An 11,965-nucleotide genomic window follows, 5' to 3' on the forward strand; every position below is an offset into this window, starting at 1 on the left:
AACTATATATAATGATAAACTATATATTGCATCTAATGACAATCGACAACAAACTGCAAAAACAGTGAAAGCACACATTGTTCCAAATGCAAATATTCCTATAGCTATTTTTTTCATATTAGATGCCTCGTGAGCGGACGATAACGTTTTCATCATCATCTTCTTGTAATGCTGCTGTATTTTGATAAGAAGGAGCAGCTTTTACTGCATTGGCACCAACTACTTGTTGGTTACTTTGCTGTGGTGAAACTTGTACTTGTTGATGATTATTGATATTTTTTAAAGTCATGCCACCTAACATTAAACTGGCAGCTTTACCAAGCCATCCAAAACGCCCAAACATCATATATGCAGAGGTTATAAGACCTAACAAGTCCAGTTTACTTACATTGCCATTAGTAACAGAGTTCAAGGCATTATTCATTCCTCCCATTACACCATTTACAACTCCATTTCCTTGACCCATCATTTGGCTCATTGTTGGATATTGTTGGGCTGTCGGATCTGAATAATAGCCGTTACCATCGTTTACCATACCATTGCCATTAAATGCACCTGCTATCATATCCTTGCCTCCTTGATAAAGATTGCCAGCTTCGCCTGCAACGGCTATTGTGCCGTCTTTAAGACGATAGTAAACGTCACCTGCTTCACCTACCACACCAGTTACCATCCCCGATAAATAATCATGAAGTTGTGGCGCACCTTCTCCTGCAATAAGTTGCTCTGCAATATTAACAGCACCTCCTTGTTGGGCACCAGTACCACCAACAGCTCCCAAGACTGGTTTTACAATACCATTCCCATTATAAATGTTGTAAGCAGCCCAACCAGTACCTGCCAATATAGCAAGGTCTTTAGAGTTTTTAATGGCTCCTCTGGCTGCTCTAAATCCAAATTCGGCTGTTCCATGAATAGCTCTGCCTGTTTTGTTCATACCATCTACTCCGAGCTTTCCTGCCTTTTTCCAGTTCTCTACATTCTGATACCACCTTTGCTTTGCAATAGTTTCGGCAGTATTACTACCATGTCCTATAATTTTTGACTCATTGTTGAGAGTATTGAACTTAGGAGTAAAATTTGATTTTGGTATGGTTCTTTCCCATGCCTTATATCCACTTTTGTTTCCACCCTTGAAAAGGTTGGAATAATGTGACTGCAATTGAGCAAATTCTTTTCTTGAATAAGAGGTGTTAGCGTGTTTCAAATCCCAAAACTTTCCGTTCTTATAGGAAAAGCGAGAAATATCTACACCAGAAACATTAATTTTAGGACTGCCTATGCTTTTAATTGCGCCCTCTGCTTTTCTCAAATCCTTTGCCTGTTTCATTTCTGCCTTAGAAATTTTGGCAACTTGCTCAACGGCTTTAGTTCCACCTTCGCCGAAAGCTTTACCCATGACTTTGCCTATTTTAGGCACAAGTTCAATAGCTGATTTCCAACCACCCATAATCTATTGTTTTTTTAATTATTACTCTGGATAATGTATTTCCACAACGGCTCTTGCCTTGTGTAACTCTGTCTTAGGTGTTGGCAGTATTCCACCATTTACAGCAGAACAAAGCCATGCCTGTAGCCCGGCGTTCTCTGTAACTTCCGTAGAAGTCCAATACCAACAATCTCCGTTCAAGGCAATCGGTGTGCCTCCGAATCTCTCGATGATGGGATTTATCTGCCTTGCAGCAGCTACAAGTAACCGCTGCTCTGCTACGCTTGGAATGAAGTCGCTTTGTCCGTTTTCATGGAAATCCATCATCTTCATAGCCAAAGGTGAACCTTTGCCAGTTTCCTCGACATAACTGTTATACATGGCTACTGTGTTGGAATATCCGTCAAATGTGGAAACATCGCCACTCGTTCCGTTAACCAAGCCAATGGAATCACAAAATATCTCGTTCACCTCCTTGAACATAACAACAAGTGCCGGATGTTCTTCTGTCTGCTCTGCAAACACAACGCCAACGGCTTTTCTTTTTGACTGGTTGAAATATGTTGTTGTGTCCATGCAACTATGGTCATCGCACAGGACGTAGCCTATATGTACATTCGGGTCTATCGGCTCATGGTCTTCGCAAGAACTGAGTGCCGTTGTCAAGAATAGCACCAATAATAGACCCAACAATGGTTGATACAATACTTTCAAATATGATTTCATAATCTATGATTTTTACAATGGAATTTTTACACCTACGGATGCTCCAGTTCTGAAAGTGTCCTTGCCACGAATGACAAAATCCTCTTTCACTTGGAAGAACACACTCCAACCATTATACAGGTTGTAGGTATGCTCATATCCTAAATGTCCTGCGCTTATCATCTTATCCAAGTCGCTTCCCACGCTTACACCGATACGGAAGTTTCCGTGATGGTTTCTACCTCTGCTTACACATGGCTTGTAGGCTGCACCTACAGTCCATGTATTATAGCTGTGCCAAAAAGACTCGTTGGTAATATGCCCTGCCTCTGGGTCTTCTTCGTATTTGAGGTAGCCTGTGGCAAAATATTCCCAGGCACTATGGTATTCTGTTTCATGCTCATAGGCAATAGTGGCTTCAACACCTCTTGGATATGAACCTCCAACACCTACCATAATATGGTTTCCATGACTTTGTGCATGGAGTGTGCCTACACAGACGAAGGCTATAACAAGTATTGCCATCATCCGTGTAGGGATATGTTTTATATTATCTGTAATCTTCATTATACATCTATTTATATGGTTATTACTCTTCTCTCAACAAGAGTGTATCGAAGGCATCTGCCGCCAAGACATCCTCATAATCAAGATTCATTGAAATAGTGCGCCCTGAAATTTGCTTCTCTGACAACTCTATGGTAAGAACCTTATCATTAGGGAAGGTCATCTTCTTCAATACGATAATGTTTCGATAGCCCTTTTTGAAACGGATGCTTCTGTCAAGCACAAGTGCAGGTTTTAACTCTATTGTCTGAACATTGGTTGACTTCTGTTGTTTCTTGTCTTGAAGTTTCACTCTCAACTCATCAATATCAAACGGAAGGTTCGTATTGTTCTCTACAGAGAAGTCGATGAAGAAGTACTCTCCTACTACATAGATGTTGTTAAGGCGCATCTTCATCTTATTTTGATAAGTAAAAGTACTTCTATACTTGGCTGGACTCTGCCATACTTTCATGGCATAACTTACCATGTCCACGGTTGACATACTTACCTCTGGGTTATGGAAGGCATTGCGTTCCACAAGTTCCACCTCTTTGTCGGTTACTGCCTCTTGCAACTTACTTGTATAAATCATTGCGTACTGAACACGGTATCTTTCTGTGATGATAGTCACGATACCAAGCACGTCACCATCGTTGTGATTGCCTGTTTTCGGTTTAAGGCGTATCACATTGTCAAGCGGCTTATCACCAACGACGCTATCCGTGGAAATGTCAACAAGCTTGATTGGTTCGGAAGCTGTGATGATGGTAGATACATTCTCGTTCACTGTAAGCTGCTCCATGTTATAGTATGATTTCTGGGCATTTACTCCCAATACTACACAAACGCACATGATAAGAAGTGCGCACATTCTTGACTTTATTGTATTCATATTGACTGTCTTTTTTTGTTATCTGTTATTTCTTGCACTCTTGCCTTGCTTCTGACTCTCGTCAACAAGATAGACCTTTGTACCATACTTCAAACGTACACGATTCTTCTTGGCGGCTGACCCTAAAGCACTCATTACTCTCTGTGAGGCATTTTGAACGGCTGTATTAGCCCAGTTCTTAATACCTCCAGAGCCTGTGGTTGAAGAGTTGTCTATGATATTACTTCCTTGCATTGCTGAACTTACTACATCTTGCGCAGTTTCTCTGAACTGGCTGATAGGTACATACAATCCTTCAAGTCCGTCCGTATCAAAGATAGAAAGGCTTACCTTTATGATTTCCTCATTGTAGAAGACACTCTCAACCTTTCCATTCACTCTTTGTTTTCCGAAACCGCTCATAATGGCATATAGGTAAGTTCCCTTTCTAACGGTAACATCGCCTATCTCTACATCATCAAGAAGACGAAGGCGCACACGGCTGCCGTCAACGGCTTTCACATTCTCATCGATGATGGCGGTAATCAACTTAGATTGCTCATTGCTGCCGCCGATGGTATTGAAGTAATCTGAAGTCTGCTTTGTCTTCTTGACAACTTTTTCAGGAGATTCTTCTCCTTCTGCATGGTTGTTGGTAGAACCTCCATTGCCATGTCCTGGCATCCCATTATAAGAACCACTATTAGGATTGTTGTATATAGGATTGCCTTCTTCATCATAACTTATGCTTGAAGACGAACTTCCAGTGCTACTTCCACCGCTTCCTGCCATATAGCTGTTGGAACTATTGCCGGAAAGGTCTCTGTCCATTTCTTCCCAATTGCGCTGTCGGCGCATTCTTTGAACTCTTGCTATCTCGGAGTCGCTGACTGGTGCAACAAAATCATTACTTGATGTAGAACGACTTCTACGCTCCTGACGAACTCTGTTTTGCATGGCTTGCAGCTTACGCTTCTCTTCTTGCTCGGCTTGCTGCTGTGCTAATTGGTTTGCTTCTCTCTCACTGTAGCGAGACTCATAATCCTGCTTCTTATTGACAGAATCATTGTCATTTTCAACATTCTCCACTCCAGAGAGGTCTGAAATCTTGCCGTACATATCCTCCGTATTGTCCATCTTACTACCAAGGACACTATCGGTGTTAGCCTCAGGCAACTCGCTTGACAGATAGTCTGTAGTCTTCAATCGAGGGTCTGTAGTGTCTGCCGTCTCAGTGTGAAATGTCTTAATGAGCATGTAGCCAACGAAGAGAACTGGCAAGTATAAGATAAGCGGAAGCATATACTTCGGTTGCTTGAAATTTATCTTTTTCATATTTATCTGTTATTAAAGTGATGTCGATTGTTCTGCAATGCAGAGTCAACTCTTTCTACCGCTGTTCCACCATGTGAACGGCTATTGTGACGGTTGTAGGCTCTTACCATATTAAATATGTTCAAGGCAAAACAGCCGATGACTATACCGAAGACAATTACGAGAAATGCTTTTCGATTGTCATTCGCCCAAAGCTGAATTTTTCCAAACAGCCAAGGCAACTTTATCTTTTCGGCAAATTTACGTCCTGCCTCTACCTCTCTCTCATAACGCTCCTTATACTTAGGGTCGTTCTTATCTGGCATCGGTTCCCCGATTATGATTTTCTTTAAACTCATATATTATGAAGTTATAAGGGGTTAATAATCTGATTTCTTCTGCTCTTCAAGGTCTTTATTTACCAACGTTCTCCAGTTGGTTATCAAAATACCATGAGGATTATTCTCTGTTCTCGGCACACGCCTAAGATTACCTGCTGTAATGATTTGACGCATCAAGATACTCGTTCTACGCTCAATGCGCTGTCTGCCATAATAGGTGAATGAGAGCGAATCGGTGTTAAGCTTTATACTGTCACAGAAGATACTGCAAATAGTGCTCGTACCGATTACGTTGTTATAGAATCCCTTTTCCTTTAAGGCATTGTACTGAGCCAAGCCAGTTTCATCAATGAGATACATAGCCTTCTGCATGGTATATTGAATATACTTGTCATCAGGAGCAAGGGTGAAGAAAAGATGATGGAACATCTCAATGTCACTCTTTGCTTCCACTTCAAACGTCTCAGACATATCTGTCTGTTTAACCAAAATAGGCACGTTCCCGTCCAACACATAAATTTTCTTATGCGCATCGTCCACCATAGTCTTTGCTATGATAACGCTGCCAAGGCTGATGACCACACAGCCTACAAGAAACAGACAGCTCACAATCATTACGAGCTTTATCTTGTTTTCTACATTCTTTAATACTGCCATTGTTTTTGTTTTTACAGTTCATTATTATCGCATGAGACCCATTGCGCTCTGTTTTACTGTTGAAGCTACACCCTCACCAAAGTTTCTTGTAGAGAATGCAGTATCGCCTTCAGGAATCATCCATGCTGCCAAGTCTGGTACAAGATTCAAGCATCTTAAAGAAACTACAGATGCTACCAGGAGGTAACCGCATGTCATAAAGGCATTCTGTACGTATGCCGTTATCGTACTATCAGATGTAGTTACAGCCGTAAGGTTTTCCACTTGCACACTTAATACTATATCAAAGAGAAGAAGAACATAAAATCCTACGAAGTATAACATCGCTCCATAGAAATGTACCGTCAAATACCTCGTCAGCCATTTCGCCCAACTGCTTTCCCATTTTGGTAATACAGAGAACGCCCATTGAATCGGACCAAAAATGGTTAGCATACCTAACAATATCTGTTGACAGAATATCGTGCTCCACCATCCGATTTTGTATATTACAAGCGACAGGAACATGACAATCTTATCCAATCCAACAATGATTCCTGAAAAAGTTGCTTTGTCGGCAAGTCTTTGTGCAGAAGTAGATGCCTTAACCGTACTCTCGGCACCTTGTACTTGATTGGTAACATCCTGCGCCTGTGCGGATTTGATGATTTCTGCCGTAATCTTTCCTTCTGGTGCAATACTGTCAACCTTCTCGTCTCGTTTCTTTAACAAAGGTGCCAACTCATTGTACTTAGAACTAACCTGCTCGGCTTCTGCCTCATACAGGTCATGTGTATAGCTGCCAATACAGTTTGGTATGTAAGCCAACGCATCAAGGATGCTTGCGTTGCTGTTTCCCCCAATTCCTGACATACTCGGTGGGTACCAAAAGCACATGACAAGTGCAATACCAAGCACCTTCATAATCTTGAACACATCGATAGGCTCATTCTTAACCATCATCTTGTAGGCTAATCCACCTGCCACTATGATGGAAAACAACGCTCCCAATGCCATACTCATTTGCAGAATCCACCAATTATCCCAAGCGGGTCTAACCATCGGAAATGAAAGGATAGTAAGGTGATGTAATATCACTGATTTACAGTCTATTAGGAATGAAAACCGTTTTTGGATTGGTTCGTTATTCTTTCCTAAATTAGCGGATTGTTTACCCACTTTTGTCTCGTTTTTGTCCCTCGTTGTATTATCTTTGTATCGCAAGCTAAATGCTTGATAATCAGTGATAAAAGAATATATTAACATCAGAAAAGAAAGGAAATAAAATGGGACGAAAGAAGAAAGAAATCCGTTTGAAGGAGCCTGTGCGCATCCGAGAAAAGAAGATAGCAGGTGGCAACATCAGCCTCTATCTTGACATTTACCAGAAGGGATTGCGAAAGAAAGAAACGTTGAAACTCTATCTTGTGCCAGAAATCAACGCTGCTACCAAGTTGCAAAACGCCAATACAAGAAAGTTGGCAGAGCAAATCAAGGCGCAGCGCATTCTTGACATCCAGAGAGAGGGTCTTGTGGATTGGGACAAGGTGAAGAAGTCACGCATGACACTTACCAAGTGGATGGATGACTTTGTGAAGTACAATGCCGAGTTGTCTGAGTCTTCCATGAAGACCAAGCGCAACACTCATGCTCGCATTGACCAATACCTATTATATATAGGCAAGCCGGAGTTTCTGTTGAAAGACGTGGATAAGGAGTTTTGCAAAGGCTTCATTACTTTTTTGAAGACTTGCACCTACAATGATGGAAAGAAACAACTCAGCACCACCACTTGCCGTATGTTCGTCAACTATTTCGGCTCATCATTGGCAAAGGCAGTAAGGGACGGACTGATTGAGCAAAATCCATTCTTGCTGTTGGAGGCAAAGGAGAAGCCACAGAAGCGAGTGGCTGAGCGTGAGTTTCTGACGATAGAGGAAATAAAGAAGGTGATGAACACACCATGCCGTTATGAACTGGTGAAGAAAGCCTTTCTGTTCTCCTGTTTCACTGGTCTGCGATATAGCGACATGAAAGCCTTGAACTGGAGTGAAATCCACAAGGCTGCTGACGGCAAGACAGAATACATTGACCATATCCAAGTCAAGACCAAGGATAGAGTAACCATCCCCTTGTCGGAAGAAACAAAGAAGTGGATGCCTAAAAGAGAAGAAGGCATAGACAACATCTTCCACAACTTGACAATCACATCTACAACTGTAGAAGTGGTTCTGAAAGAATGGATGGAGGCAGCAGGTATAACCAAGCATATAACCTACCATTGCTCACGACATACGGCGGCTACGATGCTCCTGACCCTTGGTGCAAGTATCTATGTAGTAAGCAAGATACTCGGACACAAGAGCATCAAGATGACGGAGATTTACGCCAAGATTGTTGACAAGAAGAAGTTGGAAACCGTAAACCTCGTGAACGGAATGTTTGATCAAATACCAGCAATACAATGAAGATAGAAATCAAGGAACGTAAGCTGACGGAAGGCAAAAGAGCCTTATATCTGGAATACTACGAGACAGGCTTCCGCAAGAGAGAAAACTTGCATCTCTATCTCTTGCCCGATGATGCCGTTGGTGCTGCAAAGCACAATCGGCTTACATACAACAAGGCTATGGAGATACGAGCAGAGCGCATCCTCACCCCTCCTGTATTGGAGAAAGAGAATGCCAAAAGCGAAGAACAAGGCAACGGCTTGACTTGGCTACAATGGTGCGATGACTATATCAAATGGTCTGTTGATTGTGGCAACTGCAAGAAGATGATAGGTCATAAGAATGTTGTCCGCAAGCGTATCGCCACTTATTTACGGAGAGTAGATAAGAAAGACATCCTGCTGAAAGATGTCAGTAAAGATGAAATTTGCGGTCTTTTTGACTATATGCGCAACAAGTATCGCAACAAACGCCAAATCAAGACCAACGGAGGACGGTTGGCTGATTACTCATTACTGTTGTTTGAGGAAACAGTCAAAGCGATATTTAACAAGGCTATGCGTGAAGGACTTGTAAAATTCAATCCTGTACACAGTCTAAACAAGTTGGAACGCTTCCATGCTCCTGACAAACACAGAGAGTATCTTACGCCCGAAGAACTCACACGTTTCCTGGCGGTGGAAGCTGAATGTGAGAATGAACGAACCGTACAACTGGCATTTGGCTTATCATCCATGACTGCCCTTCGCCTTGGCGATATGCAGCATCTAAGGTGGTGTGATATTAAAATGATAGATGGCGTGCCGACAATCAGCATCATACAGCGAAAGACTAAGCGTCCTGCCATTATTCCGCTCAATGAAATGGCGCAATCGTTGTTGCCACCTCGGACGGATGACAATCCGGAAAGTCTTGTATTTCACCTTGTCAAGAAGTCAGACAACGTATCGAAATACGTAAGAAGACTAAAAGAAAAGGCTGGCATAGAAAAGGATTTGACCTACCATTGCTCACGGCATACGACAGCATCGTTGGCTATCTCAGCAGGAGCAGACATATCAGCAGTGAAGGATGTTTTGGGACATGGAAGCATCACTTCAACCGAAGTTTATGCAAAAGTGGCTCTTGAAAAGAAGATAGAGGCGGTCAATCTGTTTAATGGCGTGTTTGATTGAGACATACAGCAGGGTGCGAACAATGGGGAAGTCTTACTTCTTCCCTTTTGTTGGGAAATTGCCGTCAGGCTGTATTCAAAAAACGCTTGTGTTCAAATAAATCTGCAAGACTTATCTGGACACAGGCTTTTTCATGTTCAATTTAATCTTTGATAATGATGACAACAGGAGTAATATACGCTCGTGTCTCCAGTATTGGTGACAGACAGAGCACGGAAAGGCAGGTCAAGGACTTGTCGGAGTATGCAAAATATAAGGGTATCGAAGTCTGCAAGGTCTTTGAGGAACACATCTCTGGCGCAAAGAAGAAAGATGAGCGTCCAGTGTTGTGTGAAGCAATGGAGTTCTGTAAGGAAAAGCGTATCAGCATTTTACTTGTCAGTGAACTGTCAAGATTGGGTCGCAATGCGTTTGAGGTGCTTGCCTCTGTTAAGGAACTCATTGACTGTGGCATCAACCTCTACATACAAAAGGAACAACTTACATTATTGGACGATGAAGGACATCCGTCCCTCTTTGCCCCGATAATGATAGCCACGCTTTCGACCTGTGCGCAATTGGAACGTGACAATATCTCATTCCGATTGCAGTCAGGAAGGAAGCGGTATATAGAGAAAGGTGGAAAACTCGGACGCAAGGTAGGCTCTGTAAAAACGGAAGAACAGATGAAAGCCGAATATAGGGAAGTTATTAGTTTGCTCCGCAAGGGGTATTCCATTCGAGATGTGGCAAAGTTGAGTGGTAAAGGGGTAAGTACCGTACAACGAGTGAAGCGATTAATAAAAGTACAATCACCGCAATAATATTATTGATTTTACGTTCTTTTCAAAGAAATGGTTTGTGCAATAGTGGCTTATAGGCTAAAAGCACTACCTTTGTAAATAATATCAAAACAGAGTATAATGGAAGAAAACAATATAACAGTAAATAAAGCTGTCCAAACCATAAAAGGGGCAATTTTGCGAGCTCAAGCACAGGCGAGCCAGTCAAGTAATGCCATACAGTTGTCTTTATATTATGGTATAGGGCGTTATGTGTCTATCAATTTACGACAAGCACATTGGGGCGCAAAAGCTCTTGATACTATTAGTGAGAGATTGCAGCGTGAATTGCCAGGATTAAGAGGCTTTTCTTCAGGCAACTTGAAGAAAATGCGTATCTTCTATGAGGAATGGCAATGCCTTTCAATTGGTTCGCCATTGGCGAACCAATTACAACAGCTTGAAAATAAGATAGAAGAAGGTGTTGAAATAGGAGAAAAGACACTCCTTTGTATTAACAGACCTATAGAGTCAGCCGACTTACGTATAGAGGATTTTGTGGGCATTAGTTTCACTCATCATATGGAAATTTTGCATAAAACTACCACTTTAGATGAGCGTATCTACTACATACATCAAGTGAACTTGCACCATTGGAACAAGTACGTATTACGGAAATACTTATCTGATGATCTATATCACCATCAAGGCAATATGCCTAACAATTTTCCGAAAGCGATACCAGACATCAGGCAATCAATGAAAACAATATCAATGTTTAAAGATGAATATTTGCTTGATTTCATCAATACTGAAAATTTGGGACTGGAGATTGAGGACATTGACGAACGTGTAGTTGAGCAAGAAATTGTAAGAAACATGCGCGATTTCATTCTTCAATTCGGAAAGGATTTCATATTTATGGGTAACCAGTATCGTGTCGTACTTGAAGGAGAGGAAATGTTCATAGACCTTTTGTTCTTTAGTCGAGAACTTGCTGCAATGGTAGCCGTGGAACTAAAATACGGTAAGTTCAAGCCTTCATATTTGGGACAACTATGTACATATCTACAGGCATTAGACCTTACTGTAAAAAAGCCACACGAAAATCCTACTATTGGTATTGTGTTATGCAAGGAAATGAACAAGGCTTTTGTTGACATTGTTGTAAGGAACTACGACAGCCCAATGGGAGTGGCAACATATAAAACCAAACAGGATATGCCTAAAAAATTACAGAAGGCTTTGCCTGATTTGGATAAGATGAAAGATTTGTTTTGCAAATCGTTGTAAATGTATATTCACATTATATAAAATGCGTATTAAGGAGTAAGGCAATAATATTCTTACTCCTTTTTTCGTATCTGTCACAATTGATGTTACAAGGCTTTAGATGGCGATGTCACACTTTTTATACTTTTATATACAGCAATAGCTGCTATTCAAATGTTAAAATCGGACAGTTTTGGCAGAAAATCAAAACAAACCTTGCTTGTTTTGAAGAAATTTTGTTATTTTTGCAGTGGCTACAAGTAAAATGATGTAATAGTGTTGGATTCGGCTATATGACCTTTTACAATGGCTATGCAGTTTATACACATTGTACAAACTTCCCAACTGCATAAAAAAATAAATAATACAACTTTTGAGAAGTCGGTTGTAACTAAATCTCCTTAACTCACTACTGTCCCGTTAAAGTGGACTAATCGCTCTTTGAATTAATTGAAATACAGT

At 41.3% G+C, this 11,965-nt stretch carries 12 protein-coding genes; 4 read left to right on the top strand and 8 right to left on the bottom strand.

Features of this window, described 5'->3' with window-relative positions:
* Positions 1-118: 118 nt before the first annotated feature.
* From KTQ90_RS11445 to KTQ90_RS11480, 8 genes are all read right to left on the bottom strand, one after another.
* Positions 119-1,450 (bottom strand): hypothetical protein, encoded by a 1,332-nt coding sequence (locus KTQ90_RS11445; RefSeq protein ID WP_217318551.1) that lies wholly within the window; start codon positions 1,448-1,450, stop codon positions 119-121.
* 21 nt (positions 1,451-1,471) lie between these two features.
* On the bottom strand, positions 1,472-2,005 hold the full coding sequence (locus tag KTQ90_RS11450) for a DUF1566 domain-containing protein (protein WP_217318552.1): 534 nt from the start codon (positions 2,003-2,005) through the stop codon (positions 1,472-1,474).
* Between the two features lie 162 nt (positions 2,006-2,167).
* Positions 2,168-2,701, bottom strand: a complete 534-nt coding sequence (locus KTQ90_RS11455) for a hypothetical protein (protein WP_254359483.1) — start codon at positions 2,699-2,701, stop codon at positions 2,168-2,170.
* Positions 2,702-2,723: 22 nt separating this feature from the next.
* Positions 2,724-3,554 (bottom strand): conjugative transposon protein TraN, encoded by an 831-nt coding sequence (traN, locus tag KTQ90_RS11460; RefSeq protein WP_373175019.1) that lies wholly within the window; start codon positions 3,552-3,554, stop codon positions 2,724-2,726.
* A 39-nt stretch (positions 3,555-3,593) separates the two neighbouring features.
* Positions 3,594-4,889, bottom strand: a complete 1,296-nt coding sequence (locus tag KTQ90_RS11465; protein ID WP_254359485.1) for a conjugative transposon protein TraM — start codon at positions 4,887-4,889, stop codon at positions 3,594-3,596.
* A gap of 2 nt (positions 4,890-4,891) precedes the next feature.
* Positions 4,892-5,227 (bottom strand): hypothetical protein, encoded by a 336-nt coding sequence (locus KTQ90_RS11470; RefSeq protein WP_217318554.1) that lies wholly within the window; start codon positions 5,225-5,227, stop codon positions 4,892-4,894.
* Between the two features lie 21 nt (positions 5,228-5,248).
* Positions 5,249-5,866, bottom strand: coding sequence for a conjugative transposon protein TraK (traK, locus tag KTQ90_RS11475; RefSeq protein WP_217318555.1), 618 nt, complete (start codon positions 5,864-5,866; stop codon positions 5,249-5,251).
* Positions 5,867-5,890: 24 nt separating this feature from the next.
* On the bottom strand, positions 5,891-6,907 hold the full coding sequence (locus KTQ90_RS11480) for a hypothetical protein (RefSeq protein ID WP_217318560.1): 1,017 nt from the start codon (positions 6,905-6,907) through the stop codon (positions 5,891-5,893).
* A gap of 224 nt (positions 6,908-7,131) precedes the next feature.
* On the opposite strand from KTQ90_RS11480, the gene KTQ90_RS11485 reads away from it, so the two are divergent.
* The 4 genes from KTQ90_RS11485 (at position 7,132) to KTQ90_RS11500 (ending at position 11,524) form a co-directional block, all read left to right on the top strand.
* Positions 7,132-8,313, top strand: coding sequence for a site-specific integrase (locus KTQ90_RS11485; protein ID WP_217318556.1), 1,182 nt, complete (start codon positions 7,132-7,134; stop codon positions 8,311-8,313).
* Positions 8,310-9,470: a tyrosine-type recombinase/integrase gene (locus tag KTQ90_RS11490; protein ID WP_117710122.1), complete on the top strand. Its 1,161-nt coding sequence runs from the start codon at positions 8,310-8,312 to the stop codon at positions 9,468-9,470. Before KTQ90_RS11485 ends, KTQ90_RS11490 begins: the two co-directional genes overlap by 4 nt.
* A gap of 158 nt (positions 9,471-9,628) precedes the next feature.
* Complete coding sequence (locus KTQ90_RS11495) at positions 9,629-10,273, top strand: recombinase family protein (protein ID WP_217318561.1); 645 nt, start codon at positions 9,629-9,631, stop codon at positions 10,271-10,273.
* A gap of 99 nt (positions 10,274-10,372) precedes the next feature.
* A complete protein-coding gene (locus tag KTQ90_RS11500) occupies positions 10,373-11,524 on the top strand; it encodes a PDDEXK nuclease domain-containing protein (RefSeq protein ID WP_217318557.1) in 1,152 nt (383 codons plus the stop codon).
* The last annotated feature ends 441 nt before the right edge of the window (positions 11,525-11,965 follow it).

The sequence above is a fragment of the Leyella stercorea genome, assembly GCF_019052365.1.
In the GTDB taxonomy this organism is placed as follows: domain Bacteria; phylum Bacteroidota; class Bacteroidia; order Bacteroidales; family Bacteroidaceae; genus Prevotella.